Below are 19,200 nucleotides of genomic sequence, written 5' to 3' on the forward strand. Positions count from 1 at the left end.
ATGACGTTGAGGATCGACATCGGCGGTCTGCCGTCCGGGCGACTGCGGTTCGCTGCCTCCCCGCTGGCCGAGTTGACCGCGATGCTGCACGTGCTGGCCGAACCCGGGCATCACCCGCAGCTCGCCGGCTGGGCCGGGGACGTCTGGGCTGGGCTGCGGCCGGAGCTGGCCGAGCGGTTGCGGGAGGCGGAGTTCCTCTGGCGTTCCTCACGAGCCGACTTTCTGGTCCCCGCTCGTCCTCGGCCGACCCTCGCCGAGGAACTGGACGACGTGGACCGGATCGACGACGAAACCTATGTGACCGCCGCGCTCGTCACCACGTGCGGCAGCAACCGGGTCCACTTCGCCGCGCCGTCACCGCTCACCGACGCGACGGCGCGCGAGCGGGCCCTGGACCTGGCCCAGGCCCGCGGCGCGCTTCAGGAGGCCTTCGCGGAACGGCTGCTCGCGGACCCGGCCGCCGTGCGGGCACGGGTGCGTCACACCCTCGAACAGTGCGCCGAGGCCTTCTTCGACACCGCCTGGACGGGCGTCGCCGTGCAACTCGCCACCGACCTGCGCCTGAAGAACGACCTGCTGAAGCGCCAGGGCATCGGGGCGGCACTCGCGTCGGTCTCCGGCGCCGTCACCCTGGCGCCGGACGGCAACTGCATCATCGTGGACAAGCTGCAGGACAATGCGACCGCCGCCCACGGTACCGGGGTCACCTTCCTCCCCAGCGTCTTCGGCCGCCCGCACCTGGTGGTGATCCACGCGCCCGGGTGGCAGCCGGTGGTGCAGTACCCCGTGGCCGAGGCAAGTCCATCGAAGCCGGTATCGCTGGAAACGGTCACGCTACGGCTGGAGGCACTCGCGCATCCGGTACGACTGCGGCTGCTGCGCACTCTCGCCCGCGGCCCGCACACCACCGGTGAGCTGGCCCACGCCTGGGAACTTTCACCCCCGGAGGTTTCCCGCCACCTCGCTGTCCTGCGCCGCGCGGGCCTGCTCACGGCCCGGCGGCACGGTCGTTACGTCCGTTACACGCTCAATCTCCCCGATCTGACGGCGCTGGGCGTCGACCTGCTGACGGCCGTACTGCGCTGAGTAGCTTCGGTCTGCCAGAACACGGGCGACCGCCGCCTTCGCAACATCGTCCGACTCGGCAGGCCTCCGAGCAGTACCGGCGCGACCGCCTGCTGCCCTCGGGCAGCCGGTCCGTCCCTGGGTGAGGCGCACCCAGACGCGGCGTGCGCGCTCGAGCTCCTCCAGACCTGAACCTTCGTCTGTCGACACTCGCGCCGGAAACCGCAAGGTCGCAGGTGGTGAGCGTCGAAAACCCGTGTCGAGAATCAATGTCGGTGAACGACAGGCACCGGTACGACGCCCTGATTGGGATACGCCCCTACTTTGCGGGCCTATGACACCGACCCGAGCGGAGGGCCTTGATGAGGGCCATGTCCTCGTTGTCGAGAAAGAAGATCTTCTCCATCTCGGCCCGGGAGGGCGGACCGTCGTAACGGCCGTACTTCGCCGCTTCTGAGTCGCTCAGGAAGTCGACAGGCATGCACGCAACGTATTGGCCGGCAGACACAGCGTCATCAGAGCAACACGACCGTTACCAAGCGCTACCCACCGTGACAGTAAGTAGATCACTGTCGCGCTGTGAACCGAACGGAATCCGGCGCGAGCCGCGTTTGGAGGCAGGGAAACGCTTGGCTCGCTGACCTGCCGGAACCCCGTTAACGCCGGATTCCGTTCCAAATCTCTCTGACCGCCGGCGCCGCCTCACTTGCCGGGTTCGGTAAGTGGTTACTTGACGTCAAGGATCTGCCGGTAGAGCTGGCGGGCCTGCTCCGGATTCCCGGCGCTGCGTTCCAGGTCGGCCCAGCCGTTGAGCGCCTGGGCCGCCGCGTCGAGATCGTCGGTCTCGGTGGCCTGCCGGTAGAGCGTGCGGGCCTTTTCCAGGTTCCCGGCCGTCTTCTCCAGCGAGCCCAGGTTCACCAACGCCTGCGGGGCTATGCCTGCTTGGCCGGTCTCTGCCGCTCGTTCCCAGAACCCGCGAGCCTCCTCCACGTTCCCCGCATCGTCGTACTCCAGACAGCCCAGACAGATAAGCGCCTTGGCCTTCTGCCAGGGGTTACCGATCTCGGTGGCCCGCTGGAATAGCGTGCGGGCCTCCTCCAGATTCCCGGCCGTCTTCTCCAGCCAGCCCAGGTCGATGAGCGCCGCGGCCATCCGCTCGGGGTTACCGCCGACCTCGGTGGCCTGCCGGTAGAGCTGGCGGGCCTGCTCCGGATTCCCGGCGCTGCGTTCCAGGTCGGCCCAGCCGTTGAGCGCCTGGGCCGCCGCGTCGAGATCGTCGGTCTCGGTGGCCTGCCGGTAGAGCGTGCGGGCCTTTTCCAGGTTCCCGGCCGTCTTCTCCAGCGAGCCCAGGTTCACCAACGCCTGCGGGGCTATGCCTGCTTGGCCGGTCTCTGCCGCTCGTTCCCAGAACCCGCGAGCCTCCTCCACGTTCCCCGCATCGTCGTACTCCAGACAGCCCAGACAGATAAGCGCCTTGGCCTTCTGCCAGGGGTTACCGATCTCGGTGGCCCGCTGGAATAGCGTGCGGGCCTCCTCCAGATTCCCGGCCGTCTTCTCCAGCCAGCCCAGGTCGATGAGCGCCGCGGCCATCCGCTCGGGGTTACCGCCGACCTCGGTGGCCTGCCGGTAGAGCTGGCGGGCCTGCTCCGGATTCCCGGCCTCCTCCGTCTGGGCCAGGCTGATAAACGCGTCGACGCGTGCCTGTTCGAGTCGGGTGATCATCGTGGTGACCTCGGGCGAAAGCCATCGCGTGGCGCCCTCAGCCGGTGCGGTCAGCCGGTCGAGAAGATCGTTGAGGCTGGGCCGGGTCTGGGGTGTCTTGGCCAGACAGGCGCCCACCAGGTCAGTCAGGTCGCTCGGCAGGCCGGCCAGGTCGGGATCGTTATGGAGGATGCGATACATGATCGCGTGGTGGTGGCCGTCACCGAACGGGCCGCGGCCGGTGGCGGCGAAAACCAACACCGCCCCCAGGGAGAACACGTCGCTGGCAGGGCCGACCTCATCGCTTCGGATCTGTTCGGGGGACATGAACGCCGGAGTGCCGATCACGGCCCCCGTGGCGGTGTGGGAGGTGGTGTCCAATGCACGGGCGACGCCGAAGTCGATGACTCGGGGACCGTTGGCGGCCAAGATCACGTTGCCGGGTTTGAGATCACGGTGCACAAGTTTGCACTTGTGAATCGCGGCCAGGCCCTCGGCCAGGCCTGCCCCAAGCACACCGACCGCCGCGGGCGGCAGTGGTCCGTGTGCGGCGACGGCCTGCTGCAGGGACGGGCCGGGAATATAGTCAGTGGCCAGCCACGGCTGATCGGCGTCGGTGTCGGCGTCCACCACCTGCGCGGTGTAGAACCCGCCGACCAGCCGGGCCGCCTCCACCTCGATCGCGAACCGGCGCCGGAACCCCTCATCGTGGGCCAGTTCCGGGCGCACCACCTTCACCGCGACCGGCCGGCCACCCCGGGAACGGCCTAAGAACACCTGTCCCATACCGCCGCCACCCAGCCGCCCCTGCAGCCGATAGGGGCCCACCTGGAGCGGATCACCCACCCGCAACGGCTCCATACGCCACCCTTTCGAAAGATACGCGCGACAGCCCAGATCTTTTCAGGAAATGACCCTTCTATGAAGAGACCTGGTCGGTGAGCGGGTGATCGGCCGGTCGAACTGCTTGTGATCGCCGCAAAGTCACTTCACGAAAGGTCGATCTTCGCGCAGGTCAAGAACGGATCGTCAACGAATGTGACGGTAACCCCGACTCGCCGTTCCACTCCTACCGGCAGGCCAGGATGGCCCGCCGACGGCGCCGCAGAATCAGCTGACGGAACCGTCCTCACAAGTGAGGATCTTTCAGCCGTAAGTGCGTCTTGATCCTTCTCAGCGCCAACGGCTGTCCGCCGGTTCCTCGCCCCCGTGACCGCAGCCCGTTTCGGCCGTATTCCGGTGGCACCCCTAGAGGGCGCGGATGTGCACGCTGTGCGGGTGGCACCGGTGGCCACGGAGGTGGAGCGGCGGTGGTCATCGGGCTGGCGGGAGGAACCGAGCGCGGACGGGTGGCGGACAATGGCCCTCGGGGAGCAGCGGAACAGTCAGTGGCGCCGACGTGTACAGGAAACTGCACGCGCTACCGCCACTGATCGTTCCATTCCTCCCCGAGAGCCTCACGAAGGGCAGCCCCGAGGATCCTGGATAATCTCGGTGTGCTGCGGACGAACCAGCGGCTGAACCGGGATCTGCGGCGGCGCAGTGGAATACGGCTCCACCAGTTCGAGCTCCAAGGTCCGCGACTGTCGCGGGGCGAACTCGATCATCTTGGAATAGATCGGATGGGATCGCTCGTCCTCGCGGACGACCGGCACCCGGTCGCCATCGAGCCACGCGGCGCTCAGCTTCGTGCCGACTGAGGCATACAGCGACACCCATAGGAGGTTGGAGCCGACAGCATGCCGCCGATGCGGCCACACCGGCTGCCTGAAGGCGGTCACCTCGGTGGTGGGCGGCTCCAGCGCTCCGTCCACACCGGCAGGCTGTCGTCGGCCGGATCGAGGCGCTCGGGAAGCCCGACCACCTTTCGTGAAGTGATTTCGGCGCGATCCGGGGCCGAGCCGAGCGAGGCCGAGCTGGGGGTGGAGGACCGCATGGGCCCAGATTACTTCACGGAAGGGCTGTTTCCTGAAGTGACCTGACTCGTCGATGTGCATCGGGGGGTGTTTCATGACCAACCAGCATTGACCAGGCAAGTCATAGCAAGATCAATGCCGTTTGGGGCTCATGACACGTTATCTTACCGGCACCCCAAGATCCACGGATCGACACCGAACATCGACCGTACGGTGTACCGTACGAGTTGTGACTGTTGAGTACAGCGGCAAAGGCGATCCGGCGCGCAGCCTGGCGTTGCTCTGGCGGACCAGCGAGCGCACCAGCCGCAAGGGCAAGCCCGACCTGAGCGTGGACCGCATCGTCCGGGCGGCCATCGAGGTGGCCGACGCCGACGGGCTGCAGGCCCTGTCCATGCGGCGGGTTGCCGAGAGGCTCGGGGTCGGGACGATGTCGCTCTACACCTACGTGCCGGGCAAGCCGGAGCTGCTCGACGTCATGCTCGACACCGTGTACGGCGAGACGGCGTACGGCGAGACGCGGCAGGGCGGGACGGGGCAGGGCGAGACGGCCGGGCCCGAGGAGGTGCCCGGCGGGTGGCGGGGGCGGCTGGAGGTCATCGCCAGGGAGAACTGGCGGCTCTACCTGCGCCATCCGTGGCTGCTGCAGGTGGCGGCGAGCCGGCCGGTGCTCGGCCCGAACGTCACCGCCAAGTACGACTACGAGCTGCGTGCCGTCGACGGGATCGGCCTGACCGACGTGGAGATGGACTCGGTGATCACGCTGGTCACCGGGTTCGTGCACGGCACGGCGAGGGGGGCCGTCGAGGCCGCGCAGGCGGAGAGCCGGACCGGGCTGTCGGACGAGCAGTGGTGGGCCGCCCACGCGCCGTTCTTCAGCCGGATCGCCGACGTCGGGCGCTTCCCCACGGCGGCGCGGGTCGGCCAGGCCACGGGCGAGGCCCTGGGGGCCGCCTACAGCGCCGAGCACGCCTTCGAGTTCGGCCTCCAGCGTGTCCTGGACGGCATCGAGGCACTGGTGAGCGGGCGCGCGAGCGCTCCCCCTGCCGACTGACAGCGGGCCGGTCCGGCGGTCGGCTCGTGGACGGCCGCCGGTGTGCCGGTCAGGTCGCGGGGCGGCTGGCGGCGAGCAGGGCCGTGCGGTGCCGCTCGGTGGGTGGCCTGGCCCACGTCAGCCCCGGCCCCGCCTCGTTGATCAGGCCGAACACCACGTCCCGCAGCAGCGCCCCGGCCGGCATGGCAGGCCGTTCGGCACGCGCCTTCTCGTAGAGCTCCACGACCCGGCCCAGATCGAGCAGCGCCGTGTTGGCGTACTCGTCCGGCGAGCCGGGCAGCGTGACCTCCAGGCAGCCGACGCTCTCGTCCCCCGACGACGACGCGCCGTCCGGGCGGACGATCTCGCGCACGGCGGCCGTGAAGCCGGACCTGTCCATCCCGTCGACCTCGCCGCTCAGCCAGTCGGCGCGCAGGTGCAGCACGCCGGGCTGCTCGGTGGCGACGCACTGAGCGACCAGTTCGCGTACCGTCCCCTGCGGGTCGTGCAGCCCGTCCTGCCCGCGCCCGGTGAACCGGTCGGCGAGCAGGTAGAGGGAGATGAGCCGGGGCGGATCGACGATCCTGAGCAGCCCCCGCTCCTCGTCCAGGCTGAGCGGGCCCACCTGGTCGTGGCAGGCCCGCACGCCCTCCATGAACGCCACCCGGGCGTCCTCGCCCAGCCGGGACTCCCAGTCCCAGCCGGGCCGGCCCCCGGGTTCGTCAGCTCCACGCGTGTTACGCCGGAACGACCACACGATCACGCCGATGACGGCCACCGCCCCCGCCACTGCGATCCACACGATCCACGCCCTTCTATCAAGGAAAGCGTAGTGTGATCATGCCGGATATAAGGCTTTTCTGCTATCTGACCGGCGCAGCACGCAGACGGACGACGTGCTCGACGAGCGAGATCAGCGTCGACTTGACCGACTCCCGGCTCCGCGCGTCCGTCCGTACGATCGGCACGTGGCCGCCGAGCGCCAGCGCCTCCCGCACTTCCTCGTCGGTGTGCTGGAACTGCCCGTCCCAGCCGTTGATGCCCACCAGGAACGGCAGCTTCGCCTCTTCGAAGTAGTCGATCGCCGGGAAGCTGTCCGCCAGCCGCCTGGTGTCGAGCAGCACCACGGCCCCGATGGCGCCGCGTACCAGGTCATCCCACATGAACCAGAACCGGTGCTGCCCGGGCGTGCCGAACAGGTAGAGGATCAGGTCGCGATCCAGTGAGAGCCGGCCGAAGTCCATCGCCACGGTGGTCGTCTGCTTGTTCGGAGTCAAACCGAGATCGTCGATGCCCGCGGACGCGTCGGTCATCACCGCTTCCGTGGTGAGCGGGAGAATCTCGGACACCGCCTTCACGAACGTCGTCTTGCCGACGCCGAACCCGCCGGCCACGACGATTTTCGTCGAGGTAAGCCCGGGGCTAGAGCCTGCGAAGTCCACTGAGCACCCTTTCGAGCATATTGAGGTCTGGCTGTCCCTGGTCGAGGCGTGGCGCGTGCAGGCGAACGAGCCCTTCGTCCGACATGTCCGCCACCAGCACGCGAGCCACGCCCAGCGGGACACGGAGCAGGGCCGAGATCTCGGCGACCGACCGGATCGAGCGGCAGAGTTGCATGATCGCATCCTGCTCGGGAGTGAGCAGGGCCATCTCGTCGTCCGGTATGGACATGGACGAGATCAGCGTCTCCATCGCCAGGTGGTAGCGCGGCTCGGAACGGCCGCCGGTCACCGCGTAAGGACGGAACAGGGGCTCGTCGTCGTCCCCGGCCCCGCTACTGCCGTACACGGCCCTGTCCCATCATCTGCATCGCGTCACCGCACCCTGGCTGCCTGCAGTTCCGCACGCAGGGCGGGCGTCAGGGCTTGGCCCGCCCGGTCGACGAGCAGCGTCATCTGGTACGCCACCAAACCCATGTCGCAGTCCGGCCCGGCCAGCACCGTCAGCACCGAGCCGTCGCTGATCGCCATGACCAGAAGCAGCCCACGCTGCATCTCCACCACGGTCTGCGACACCGCGCCACCCTCGAACACCCGGGAAGCGCCCACGGTCAGGCTCAGCAGGCCCGCGGAAACCGCGGCGAGCTGGTCGGCCCTGTCCGGTGGGAAGCCCTCGGAGGTGGCCAGGCACAGCCCGTCCGCTGAGACGACGACCGCGTGCGCGACTCCGGGCGTGTTCCGCACGAAGTCGGTGATCAGCCAGTCAAACCGATGTGCCTCATGGCTGAGGGTCGTCACTCGCCCTCCCTAGGACGCTTACTCACTCTCGTTCCTCCTGTTCACGTACTTCAGCACGACCCCGCCGCACTCCTTGCTGATAGCTCGCCATCCGGCTGCGCACCCGGGTCGCGGAGACCGGCGGCGCCGGAGCCTGCCGCTGTTGCGGCTGCTGCTCCGATCGGCCGACCGTCCCCGGAACGAGGTTGGCCTTGGGCGTTCGCTTCGGGAGTCCGGCAGCGGTGACGCCGCCGAGGCTCGGATCGCTAGCGGCTGCCGCCGCACGCCATCCGGCGTCCGCGGCGGTTCGCCACGTTTCCTCCACAGAGGGTACGGGTTGCGCGGGGGTTTGCTCATTCCGGTTCGGTTCCGGTGCTATATCGTCCGGGGGCTTGCGGAACCAGGCGGACTCCACCGAGGCGAAGATCGGCAGGAACTCCTCCTGCTCGGCCTCCATCGACGAGACCTCCACCGAGGGCGGCGGCTGATCCTGCTTGCGCATGTCGTTGGTGTCGTACCTCGGCTGCGGCGTGGGGTACGAGCTGTCCGTGCTCGGATACGACGGGAAGGAACCGATCCGCTCGGGCCCGGACGGGAACGGATCCGAGGGGAACGAGTCCGACGACGGGTAGGAAGGCGGCGGAGTGCTCTGCGACGGGCCGCCACGCGACGGAAGCTCCTGCGACGGGGGCTGCTGAGGCGGGGGCTGCTGCGACGGCGTGCCCTGTGGTGGCAGGCCCTGTGGTGGCAGGCCCTGTGCCGGTGGGCCCTGGGGCGGCGAGGTCGGGCTCGGGTACGACGGGAAGACGCCGGAGTCGTACGACTGCGGCCTGAAAGCGCCGTTGCCGGTGCTGGGCGGCTGCGGCCTGAAGGCGCCGGTGTCGTTGCCGGTGTCGAAGGAGTGCGGCCGGAAGGCGCCCCCGTCGGTGTCGGCGGTGAAGGGGCGGGCGGTGCCGGCGCCGTGGTCGAAGGAGTCGAAGGAGCCGTAGGAGTGGTAGCCGTTCTGCACCGGCGCGGCGGGCCGCTGCGGGACCGGCGCGCCTGCTCCGCCGAAACCGGAACGCTGCGGCAGCGGCGGCTGGTTGGCGTCCTGGACGAGGGCCGGCGGCAGCAGCACCATGGCGATCAGCCCGTCGCCGTCACCCTTGCGGAGCTGGACCCGGATGCCGTGGCGCAGCGCCAGCCGGCCGACCACGAACAGGCCCATCCGGCGCGACACCGACACGTCCACGACGGGCGGCTCGGCGAGACGGCGGTTGGCCTCGGCCAGTTCCTCCGGGGTCATGCTGATGCCGGCGTCGGTCACCGACAGCAGGGCGCCGCCGCCTTCGATGAGGCTGCTGGAGACCACGACCTGCGAGTTCTTCGGCGAGAACTGGATGGCGTTCTCGACCAGCTCGGCCACGAGGTGGACCAGGTCGTTGGCGGCGCTGCCGAGCACGGAGGTGGCCCGGTGCACCTTGACCTGGACGCGCTCGTACCCCTCGACCTCCGAGAGCGCGGCGCGCACCACGTCGACCAGCTTGGCCGGCTGGCTGCGCCTGCGGGTGGGCTCGTGCCCGGCGAGGACCAGGAGGTTCTCGGAGTTGCGCCGCATGCGGGTGGCCAGGTGGTCGAGCTTGAACAGGTCGGACAGCCTGCCGCCGTCCTGCTCGCCCTTCTCCAGGCCGTCGATGAGCGAGATCTGACGCTCGACCAGCGTCTGGGTGCGGCGCGAGAGGTTGACGAACATGGCGCTGATGTTGCCCCGGAGCTCGGCCTCCTCGCCCGCGAGCCGTACGGCCTGGCGGTGGACCTGGTCGAAGGCCTTGGCGACCTCGCCGATCTCGTCGTCGCCGTCGATCGCGATCGGCCGTACCTCGGGCGCGGCGTCGCCGGAGACGCGCAGTTTGCGCACCACGTCCGGCAGCCGGAAGCCGGCGATCTCCAGCGCCTCGGTGCGCAGGCGGCGCAGCGGCGTGACCATCGACCGGGCGATGGCGATGGTGAGCAGCAGCACGAGCAGCAGCAGGCCGACGATCAGGGCCGCGGCGATGATCGCGTTGCGGATCTCCGCGTCACGTAGTTCCTGGCTGCGCAGGGCCACCCGCTCGCTGAGCTTGGTCTCGATTCCGCCCAAGGCGTCGATGGTGGTGGCGTTCTCGTCGAACCACTGGTCGGGGGCGGACTTCTCGCGCGTGGTCTGGGCGAGCAGGTTGGACCTGATCCGGACGCCGGGGGCCTTGCCGCTGGCCAGCGTGATCGCGCGGGACTTGGTCAGCTCGGTGTTGTAGTACTCGGGGATGGTCAGGGCCTTCTGCAGGTCCATGCCGACCTCGGCGCCCGCCTCCTGGGCGACGGTGGCGATCTCGCTGCGCTGGGCCGCGTTGGAGGCGATGAACCGCTCGATCTCCTTGGCGTCCACGCTGGCGGAGTTGTAGTGGCCCCGCAGCAGCTGGACCCGCTGGCGGGAGACCTGCTCCTTGGCGCGGGCCAGCGCGTTCAGCGCGCGGAAATGGCCGACGATCTGGGAGTCGTCGCTGAGCAGGCTCAGCTCCTCGTGCAGCCGGAGCAGGGTGTCGAGCAGCGTGTCGTAACGGGTGGTGTCGCGCTGGCCCTCGGCTCTGGTCCTGGGCAGCGAGTTGAGGTCGGTGTGGGCCCGCTGGACGACGCGCAGGACGCGGTCACCGTAGGACTCGTCCATCGAGGACAGGTCGCTGCGCACGGTCTTGACCAGGCGGTCGACGTCGGCCTTGCGCGCGGCGTAGGGCTCGGCGAGCCGCTTGCGCAGGCTCCTGGCGGCGTCGGACCAGCCGCCGGTGTCACGCTCCAGGCCCAGCGCCTGCACGAGGTCCCGGATGTGGGTCGCCTGCTCGGCGGCGACGGCCGTGCGGTCGTAGTCGTTGATGCTCTGGACCGATCCCACCACGCGCGCTCCCCCGAGCACGACACCGGCGATGGTGGGAACCAGGACGAGCGCCGTGAGACGCCATCTCACGCGCCAGTTACGCAGCGCCAGCTGTGGCAGTAACCGCCGTCCGCGGTCTTTGGCGGAGGCGAAGCCGCTGTCGGAGCTCCCCGTAGTCACAACTCCCGCTACCCCTCAATCATCCCGCTCACGCACGGGTCGTCAGGCCGTCCACAAGGTATCCGCAGCATCCGACTAAACAGTCCAAATCGGGCACAATCGTTACGAATGTGACCGTCAGCCGTGTGCTCTCGGTTATCGCAGTGCTGCGAGCACGGCGTCGCGGACCTGATTGCGCTGCGCCTCGTCGCTGAGGGGGCGTCCGGCGCGGTCAAGCACGTAGAACACGTCCACCGCCTCCGCGCCGAGAGTCTCTACGCGGGCGGCTCTCACGTCAAGACCGCACTCCCCGAAGGCACGACCGATACGCCACAACAGGCCTGGCCTGTCATGGGCCCTGACTTCCACCACGGTGGCGGTGGCGGAAGCGTCATCCACCAACGTCACCCGGGGTGGAGCGACGGGTACCCGGGCGGGTCTCATAGATCGTGTACGGCGTGCGAGCCGCTGCTCGATGTCAAGGCGTCCAGCAAGGACGAGACGGAGATCCGCCTCCAAGGTGGCGGGGTCCGGCGGGGAGCCGTACTCGGGGGTGACGGAAAACTCGATCATGGCGGTGGAGCCCGCGGACGCGGCCGAGGCCGAGCGGACCACCATGCGATGCGCGGCCAGCACCCCGGCGGCGCTCCACAGCAGCCCGGCCCGGTCGGGGGCCACCACCGTGACGGCGCCCCCGTTGACGCGGATGGCGCCGCCCCCGTGGCGGGCCAGCGCGGCCTGCTCCGCCGACAGGACGGGCGCCTTGGGCGGCGGCGAGCCGGACAGCACCGAGCGCACGCGGCGCACCAGGTCGGCGACGAGCCCGGCCTTCCACGAGTTCCAGGCGGCGGTCCCGGTGGCGGTGCCGTCGGCGACGGCCAGCGCGGCCAGCAGCTCCAGCACCTCGCGGGAGCCGACCGTGGCGGCGACCTTCTCGATCGTGACGGGGTCGTCCAGATCCCTGCGGGTGGCGGTCTCGGGCAGCAGCAGGTGGTGGCGGACGACGGTGGCGAGGGTCTCCACGTCCTGTGCCGGCAGGCCGAGGCGGACGCCGATGTCGCGGACCACGACCTCGCCGGTGACCGAGTGGTCGCCCGGCCAGCCCTTGCCGATGTCGTGGAAGAGCGCCGAGATCAGCAGCAGGTCGGGGCGCGAGACGTCGCGGGTGTGGCTGGCGGCGTTCGCGGCGGCCTCGATCAGGTGCCGGTCGACGGTGAAGCGGTGGATCGGGTGGCGTTGCGGGCGATGCCGTACGCGCTCCCAGTCAGGAAGGAGTTTGACAAGGATGCCCGCCTGGTCGAGCTCCTCCCAGACGGGCACGGCCGCACGGCCGGCGCCGAGGATCGCCACCAGCGCGCCGCGGGCCTCCTCGGGCCACGGAACCGGCATCGGAGCCGACTGAGCTGCGAGAACGGACACGGTCGCGGGGGCCAGCGGCAGCCCGGACTCGGCCGCCGCGGCGGCGGCGCGCAACACCAGCACCGGGTCCGTACGCGGCGTGACCCCCCTGGCGAGCACCACCTCGCCACCGTGCTCGACCACGCCGTCGGCCAGCGGGCGCCGCCCGCGCGGGGCCGGTCCTGACACCAGCCGGTCAACCGAACGCCAGGTGCCGTCGAAGGCGTGGGAGATGGTCCGGCCCGCCTCGGCGAGCCTGCGCATGAGCGCCTCGGCGTCGAGCAGGCCGAGCACTCCCGCCACGGCGTCCTGCTCCTGAAGCACCAGTTTGTCCGCGCCGCGCGCGGTGACGACGTGCAGGGCGTGCCTGACGTCGAGGATGAACTCGTAGGCCTCACGCGGCCGGGGGCCGGGCGCGGAGGCCACCCAGGCCGCTGCCACGGCCTGCATCGCCTGGACGTCGCGCAGCCCGCCGCGGCCGTCCTTGAGGTCGGGTTCGAGGAGGAAGGCCAGCTCGCCGCTGACCTGCGCCCGCTTGTCGGCGGCGTCACGCAGCTCGCTCAGCCTGCGCCTGGAGTCGGCCCGCCACTCGGCGAGCACCGACTCCCTGGCCTTCCTCGTGAGCTCCGGATCTCCGGCGACGTGCCGGGCCTGGATCAGCCCCAGCACCGCCTTGAGATCCTGCCTGGCGACGGTCACGGCCTCGTCCACGGTGCGTACCGAATGGTCGAGGCCGACGGCGGAGTCCCAGATGGGATACCAGATCCGGTCGGCGATCCTGGCGACGTCGGCCCGGCCGTTGTGGAGCAGGACCAGGTCGAGGTCGCTGCCCGGAGCCAGCTCGCCGCGCCCCAAGCTGCCCACCGCCACCAGGGAGACGTGCTCCCCGTCGCTGGCCGTGCGGAACAGGTCCTTCAGCCACCGATCGGTGTCCGCGGCCCGCTCCTTGCGAGCCGCGGAGAACGAGCGTGCCTCGCCCCTCACCTGATCCCCCCGATTCGCCTGGTCACAGGGCCTCTGGCCCGCGCTCCCCTGTGCGCACCCGGATGACGCTCTCGACCGGGACGGACCACACCTTGCCGTCGCCGATCTTGCCGGTCTGGGCCGCCTTGACGATGACGTCGATCACGTCCTCGGCGTCGTCCTCCTCGATGAGGACCTCCAGCCGGACCTTGGGGACGAGGTCCACCTGGTACTCGGCGCCGCGGTAGACCTCGGTGTGGCCGCGCTGACGGCCGTAGCCGCTCGCCTCGCTGACCGTCATGCCCTTGATGCCGAACTGCTCAAGGGCGGCCTTGACGTCATCGAGCTTGAAGGGCTTGATGACGGCTGTGATGAGCCTCATGCTTCCACCTTCTTCGGTGCCGGAACCGAGGTGACAGGGCCGTTGGGGGAGGAGACACCCGAGGCGTGGACCGAGCCGAGGTCGTAGCCGGTCTCCGCGTGGGTGGTGATGTCGATGCCGGTGACCTCGTCCTCTTCCTTGATCCGGAAGCCCATCGTCTTGTCGATGATCTTACCGAGGACGTAGGTGACGATGAAGGAGTAGCCGCCGACCGCGACCGGGCCGAGGATCTGCAGGCCGAGCTGGCCGAAGCCGCCGCCGTAGAACAGGCCCTCGCTCTGCTGGTCCAGGAAGGGGTAGGCGGCGAAGAAGCCGAGGGACACGGCGCCGACGACGCCGCCGACCATGTGCACGCCGACCACGTCGAGCGAGTCGTCGTAGTTGAGCTTGTACTTCAGCCCGACGGCCCAGGCGCAGATCGAGCCGGCCAGGAGACCGATGACCATGGCCGCCCAGGGGTCGACGAAACCACAGGCCGGGGTGATGGCCACCAGACCGGCGACCGCGCCGGAGGCGACGCCGAGACTGCTGGCGTGGCCGTCACGCAGCTTCTCGACCACGAGCCAGGCGCCGGCCGCGACGGCGGCGGCGATCTGGGTGTTCATGAAGGCCAGGCCGGCCGTGGCGTCCACGGCGAGCTCGGAGCCCGCGTTGAAGCCGAACCAGCCGAACCACAGCAGGCCGGCGCCGAGCAGGACCAGCGGCAGGTTGTGCGGCCGCATCGGCTCCTTGCGCCAGCCCCTGCGCTTGCCGATGACCAGGACCAGGGCCAGGGCCGCGGCTCCGGCGTTGATGTGCACGACCGTGCCGCCGGCGAAGTCCTCGATGCCCATGGTGTTGAGCCAGCCGGTGCCCCACACCCAGTGGGCGACCGGGAAGTAGACGATCGTCGCCCAGATGACGCTGAAGACCATCCAGGCGCCGAACTTGGCACGGTCCGCGATCGCGCCGCTGATCAGGGCGACGGTGATGATGGCGAAGGTCAGCTGGAACGCGGAGAAGACGAGGCTGGGCATGCCCGTGCCGTCGTCCTTGGTGGGAAGGTCGACCAGGCTCTGCAGCCCGAGCGCGTCGAAGCCGCCGACGAAGTTGTTGATGGCCGAGCTGGGGTTGTCGGTGAACGCGAGGGAGTGCCCGAACAGCACCCAGGCGACGGTGACGGTGATGATGGCGCCGAACGACATCATCATCATGTTCAGGACACTTTTGGCCCTGGTCATACCGCCGTAGAAAAGCGCGAGGCCCGGAGTCATCAACAGCACCAGCGCTGTGGCCGCGAGCATCCAGGCCGTGGTGCCGCTATCGATCTTCACGACGCGACCCTCCTTAACTGTGACGTGTCGCCACAGCGTGTTCGCCCTCCGTTTCGTGGCTCGACCTGGTGTGTTTCACGTACGTGAATCTCGCCGCGCCGGTGTTTCACCGAAGTTTCGGTCGGCTCACCGGCCGCATTAGGAGCGTTTGAGGCCGTGGATCAGCCGTACTTCGTCGCCCCGCGCGATCGTGCCGGGCCGCAGCACCCGCGCGTACGCCCCCGCGCACGGCTGCGGACCGGTGCCGAGCACGTCCACGCGGTTGTGCCGGGCCACCGTGCGCAGCGCGCCGGCGTCGCGGGGCAGCTCCCCGTGCGCCAGCGTCGGCACGGCGCAGCGCGGGGTGGGCGCGATCACGCCGAGGACCAGCTCGTCGCCGATCTCCAGCTCGCCGCCCACCCAGCCGTTCTCGGCGAAGGCGTCGGCCTCCGTCGCGATCACCAGGTTCGGCCGGTAACGGACGGCCTCCATGGTGCCGCGCGCGCCGAGCTCGCCGATCCTGTCCAGCGTCGAGGTGGTGATCAGGTGTACGGGCGCGAAGTCGAAGAAGGTGCCCTCCGGAGCCGCCCCGCCGAGCCCGCTGGCCGTGAACGCCACCTCGGCCTCGACCCCCTGGTCGAGCACCTCGTCGGGCACCGACCGCTCCAGCGTGGCCCCCTCGGGCGGCACGTCCACCAGCCGCACGTCGCGACCCAGCAGCTTCGACAGCTCCTCGTCGCCGGGCACCGCGTCGCCGCGCAGCGCCAGCAGTTCGCGCCACAACCGGGGGTTCTTGGCACTGGCGATCTTTCCTGTCGCGACGTCGAGCACGGCCCGGACCCGGTCGCCCGCCAGCCCGCGCTCGGTCACCAGGCTCGCCGTCACCTCCTCCCCCAGCATCGACTTCACCGGATAACGACGCAGCGTCTCGACCTGTCCGATCCTCATATCGGGCAGCCTAAAGCCGGCTCCAGAAGCGGCGCAGATGGGGGACGAGCTCGGCGGCCCGCTCGTCGGGGAAGAACAGCCGCCCGTCCTCGATCTCGACGATCTCCCTGACGCCCGGGAGCGTGTCCCGCAGCCAGCGCGCCCAGCTGAGGTCGAAGAAGGGGTCGCCCGTGCCCCACACCACGAGCGCCGGCACGGTCAGCACCGTGAGCTGCGCCTCGATGGCGATCAGGTCCTTGGCGTCGAGCGAGGTCAGCAGGCGCTCGAAGTCCCGGGCGCCGTCCGGCTTGGCGAAGATGGGCCGCAGGTACGCGTCGACCAGCGCGGCCGGGTCCTCGATGCGCTCGTAGCCCTGGCCGTACGCACTGGTTGCCAGCAGCTCGGGCTGCTCCAGCAGGGCCGTCACCATCGGCGCCAGCTCACCGCGGGCGGCCAGCTCGACGGTGGGCCTGAAGGTCTCGGGCGGCAGCTCGGTGTGCACGTCGCAGTTGGTGAGGGTGAGGCTGCGCAGCCGCTCGGGATGGGTGACGGCGAAGATCTGCGCGATGGCGCCGCCCGTGTCGTTGCCGACCAGGTCCACCCGGTCCAGGCCGAGGCCGTCGCAGAGCTCGGCCACCGCTGCGGCCATCGCGGGCAGCGACAGATCAGCGCGTGACGCGCTGCCGCCGTGCAGCGGCAGGTCGACGGCCACGCAGCGGCGCTCGTCGCGGAGCTCGGCGATGACGTTGCGCCACAGGTGGGAGCTGGTGCCGACACCGTGCACGAACAGGGCGACGTCACCTTCGCCGGTGTCGACGTAATGGATGTCCTTCATGGCGCCCCCTGGATTACAAACCGACTGTCGGTCTACGAAATTACCGACTGACTGTCGGTTTGTCTACAGTGGTCCCATGAACCTCAAGGCGGAACGCGGCGCGGCGACCCGCGACAAGGTCCTGGCCATCGCCACGCGACTGTTCGCCGAGCACGGCTACGACGGCACCTCGATCGAGGCCGTGCTGCATGAGTCGGGGCTCAGCCGAGGCGCCCTCTACCACCACTACGCGGGCAAGGACGCGCTGTTCGAGGCGGTGCTGGAGGCGACGGAGTCGGCCATCGGCGTCAAGCTCATGGACGCGGTACGGGACATCACCGACCCGGCCGAAGCGCTCAAGACGGGCATTCGCACCTGGATCAGGCTCGCCGGCGACCCGGTGATCCAGCGCATCGTCCTCATCGACGCCCCCTCGGTCATCGGGTGGGAGCGGTGGCGAGCCCTGGAGGAGCGCTATTCGTTCGGCATGCTCAAGTCGGCCCTACGGCGCACCGGCACCGTCCCCGACGCCTACCTCGACCTGCACGCCCACATGCTGCTCGCCGCGGTCAACGAGAGCGCGCTGCTGGTGGCCAGAGGCGGCGACCACACCACCGCCGAAGCAGCCGTAGAGGAGTTCCTCACCCGCCTGCTCCGCCAGCACTGACACGCCGCCGAGGTGCACGCCGTCAGAACCCGCAACATGGCCGCCCCGCGCGACCTCGCCATCGGCACCCTGCGCCTGACCGGCGCAACACCGGGCCATCCGACACCTCTCCCGAGACGCCACCCGCCCACTGCCCCTACGCGGCCTCACATGATCAACTGACTGGGCCGGAGCCCTGGGGGCGGCCCCCTCGCGGGCCGCCCCGTCCACTCATTCGGGTGCGCAGGTCAGGCGATCGCTGGTTCGCCGGAAGGGCGCGGCGCGCTCACCACCGGAGCCTCGTCGAGCGGCTGCGGCGGCGCGTTGAGCACCGCCTCGTCGAGACGGCCCTCGCCGCGGGCGACGAGGACCGGCACCACCATCTGTCCCGCGACGTTGGTCGCGGTGCGGATCATGTCGAGGATCGGGTCGATGGCCAGCAGCAGGCCGACGCCCTCGAGCGGCAGGCCCAGCGTGCTCAGCGTCAGCGTGAGCATGACGATCGCGCCGGTCAGACCGGCCGTCGCGGCCGAGCCGATCACGGAGACGAATGCGATGAGCAGGTACTCGCCGACGCCCAGCGGAATGTCGAACACCTGCGCCACGAAGATCGCCGCCAGCGCCGGATAGATCGAGGCGCAGCCGTCCATCTTGGTGGTCGCACCGAACGGCACGGCGAAGGAGGCGTAGTCGCGGTCGACTCCCAGCCGCTCGATCGTGACCTTCTGCGTCAGCGGCAGCGTGCCGACCGAGGAGCGGGAGACGAAAGCCAGCTCGATCGCGGGCCATGCGTTACGGAAGAACGTGATCGGGTTGACCTTGCCGACCAGCGAGAGCAGCGCCGGGTAGACGACCAGCAGGACGATGAAGCAGCCGACGTAGACGCCGAGGCTGAACTTGGCCAGCGGCGCGAGCAGGTCCCACCCGTACGTGGCGACCGACTTGCCGATCAGGCCGGCGGTCCCGATGGGGGCCAGGCGGATGACCCACCACAGCGCCTTCTGGACCAGTTCGAGGATCGAGCGGTTGAAGGTGACGAACGGCTCGGCCTTCTCGCCCAGCGCGAGGGCCGCCGCGCCGAGGACTATCCCCAGGAAGACGATCTGGAGGACATTGAGCTCGGTGAACGCCGTGACGATGTTCGTCGGGATGATGCCGGTGAGGAAGTCGACCCAGGATCCGACGTTCTCGGGCGCCTTCGCGCCCGCTGTGCTCAGGGTGACGCCCTGGCCGGGATTGATGATCAGGCCGAGGCCGATGCCGACGATGACGGCGATCAGCGCGGTGGCGAGGAACCAGAACAGCGTCTTGCCCGCCAGTCTGGCCGCGCCGTCGACGTTGCGAAGGTTCGCGACGCTGACCAGAACGGCGGTGAACACCAGCGGCGCCACTGCCAGCTTGAGCAGCTGGACGAAGATCGCGCCGACTTCGGTGAGGGTGGTGGCCAGCCAGGCGAGGTCCCAGATACGGGCGGCGAAGCCGAGGGCGGCTCCCACGACCAGGCCCAGCAGCAACTGCAGGGAGAAAGAGAATCTCTTCACGGTGAGAAGGCTCCGAAAAACGGCATGCCGGCAGAGGGCATGCGAAGAGGAGTGAGTCAGGGGGCGAGGGATCGAGCGCTACGTCCGGAGCGCGATCAGTGGCAGACGGAGCCGGTCAGACGACAGAGATCGATGTGCAGCCGCTCAACAAGCCACACAGACAGGACAGTGAACCTCACATGGTCACTAAGTCGTATGAAAGGGGCGAAATTCCAACTGCGCGAGTGATCTAGGTCACATTTCACTGCATTTCCGATCGA

Annotated in this window: 16 protein-coding genes and 1 pseudogene; 3 read left to right on the forward strand and 14 right to left on the reverse strand. The window is 69.5% G+C overall.

Features of this window, described 5'->3' with window-relative positions:
* Window positions 1-1,086, forward strand: a complete 1,086-nt coding sequence (locus ACTMTF_RS12520) for a DUF5937 family protein (RefSeq protein ID WP_441110744.1) — start codon at window positions 1-3, stop codon at window positions 1,084-1,086.
* 705 nt (window positions 1,087-1,791) lie between these two features.
* On the opposite strand, the gene ACTMTF_RS12525 is transcribed toward ACTMTF_RS12520, so the two are convergent.
* Together ACTMTF_RS12525 and ACTMTF_RS12530 are read right to left on the reverse strand one after the other, a co-directional pair.
* Window positions 1,792-3,627, reverse strand: a complete 1,836-nt coding sequence (locus tag ACTMTF_RS12525; protein WP_441110745.1) for a tetratricopeptide repeat protein — start codon at window positions 3,625-3,627, stop codon at window positions 1,792-1,794.
* Between the two features lie 596 nt (window positions 3,628-4,223).
* Window positions 4,224-4,580, reverse strand: coding sequence for a hypothetical protein (locus ACTMTF_RS12530; protein ID WP_441110746.1), 357 nt, complete (start codon window positions 4,578-4,580; stop codon window positions 4,224-4,226).
* 331 nt (window positions 4,581-4,911) lie between these two features.
* Here ACTMTF_RS12530 and ACTMTF_RS12535 point away from each other — a divergent pair, with 331 nt between their 5' ends.
* Window positions 4,912-5,736, forward strand: coding sequence for a TetR/AcrR family transcriptional regulator (locus ACTMTF_RS12535; protein WP_441110747.1), 825 nt, complete (start codon window positions 4,912-4,914; stop codon window positions 5,734-5,736).
* A 49-nt stretch (window positions 5,737-5,785) separates the two neighbouring features.
* Here the strand turns inward: ACTMTF_RS12535 and ACTMTF_RS12540 are convergent, their stop codons facing one another.
* The 10 genes and pseudogenes from ACTMTF_RS12540 to ACTMTF_RS12585 form a co-directional block, all read right to left on the reverse strand.
* Window positions 5,786-6,517, reverse strand: a complete 732-nt coding sequence (locus ACTMTF_RS12540) for a hypothetical protein (RefSeq protein ID WP_441110748.1) — start codon at window positions 6,515-6,517, stop codon at window positions 5,786-5,788.
* A 61-nt stretch (window positions 6,518-6,578) separates the two neighbouring features.
* Complete coding sequence (locus ACTMTF_RS12545; RefSeq protein ID WP_397010061.1) at window positions 6,579-7,109, reverse strand: GTP-binding protein; 531 nt, start codon at window positions 7,107-7,109, stop codon at window positions 6,579-6,581.
* Window positions 7,110-7,137: 28 nt separating this feature from the next.
* Window positions 7,138-7,503, reverse strand: coding sequence for a DUF742 domain-containing protein (locus tag ACTMTF_RS12550; protein WP_397010062.1), 366 nt, complete (start codon window positions 7,501-7,503; stop codon window positions 7,138-7,140).
* 26 nt (window positions 7,504-7,529) lie between these two features.
* Complete coding sequence (locus tag ACTMTF_RS12555; RefSeq protein ID WP_397010064.1) at window positions 7,530-7,952, reverse strand: roadblock/LC7 domain-containing protein; 423 nt, start codon at window positions 7,950-7,952, stop codon at window positions 7,530-7,532.
* Window positions 7,953-7,974: 22 nt separating this feature from the next.
* On the reverse strand, window positions 7,975-10,908 hold the full coding sequence (locus ACTMTF_RS12560; protein WP_441110749.1) for a sensor histidine kinase: 2,934 nt from the start codon (window positions 10,906-10,908) through the stop codon (window positions 7,975-7,977).
* A 225-nt stretch (window positions 10,909-11,133) separates the two neighbouring features.
* Window positions 11,134-13,365: pseudogene (locus ACTMTF_RS12565) on the reverse strand ([protein-PII] uridylyltransferase); the annotation flags it as partial.
* A gap of 16 nt (window positions 13,366-13,381) precedes the next feature.
* Window positions 13,382-13,720 carry a P-II family nitrogen regulator gene (locus ACTMTF_RS12570; RefSeq protein ID WP_397010068.1) on the reverse strand — a complete coding sequence of 113 codons (339 nt, stop codon included), beginning with the start codon at window positions 13,718-13,720 and terminating at the stop codon, window positions 13,382-13,384.
* Window positions 13,717-15,033, reverse strand: coding sequence for an ammonium transporter (locus ACTMTF_RS12575; protein ID WP_441110750.1), 1,317 nt, complete (start codon window positions 15,031-15,033; stop codon window positions 13,717-13,719). Before ACTMTF_RS12575 ends, ACTMTF_RS12570 begins: the two co-directional genes overlap by 4 nt.
* A 138-nt stretch (window positions 15,034-15,171) precedes the next feature.
* A complete protein-coding gene (locus ACTMTF_RS12580) occupies window positions 15,172-15,960 on the reverse strand; it encodes an MOSC domain-containing protein (RefSeq protein WP_441110751.1) in 789 nt (262 codons plus the stop codon).
* Between the two features lie 10 nt (window positions 15,961-15,970).
* Entirely contained in the window at window positions 15,971-16,774 is an 804-nt protein-coding gene (locus ACTMTF_RS12585) for an alpha/beta fold hydrolase (protein WP_441110752.1), read from the reverse strand.
* Window positions 16,775-16,850: 76 nt separating this feature from the next.
* Here ACTMTF_RS12585 and ACTMTF_RS12590 point away from each other — a divergent pair, with 76 nt between their 5' ends.
* The gene (locus ACTMTF_RS12590) at window positions 16,851-17,420 is read left to right on the forward strand and encodes a TetR/AcrR family transcriptional regulator (protein WP_441110753.1); all 570 of its coding nucleotides are present in this window, start codon (window positions 16,851-16,853) and stop codon (window positions 17,418-17,420) included.
* A gap of 227 nt (window positions 17,421-17,647) precedes the next feature.
* On the opposite strand, the gene ACTMTF_RS12595 is transcribed toward ACTMTF_RS12590, so the two are convergent.
* Window positions 17,648-18,940, reverse strand: coding sequence for a dicarboxylate/amino acid:cation symporter (locus ACTMTF_RS12595; protein ID WP_441110754.1), 1,293 nt, complete (start codon window positions 18,938-18,940; stop codon window positions 17,648-17,650).
* 95 nt (window positions 18,941-19,035) lie between these two features.
* Window positions 19,036-19,185, reverse strand: a complete 150-nt coding sequence (locus ACTMTF_RS12600) for a putative leader peptide (protein ID WP_441110755.1) — start codon at window positions 19,183-19,185, stop codon at window positions 19,036-19,038.
* Window positions 19,186-19,200 lie beyond the last annotated feature (15 nt).

The organism is Nonomuraea sp. ZG12, from assembly GCF_052068115.1.
GTDB lineage: Bacteria > Actinomycetota > Actinomycetes > Streptosporangiales > Streptosporangiaceae > Nonomuraea.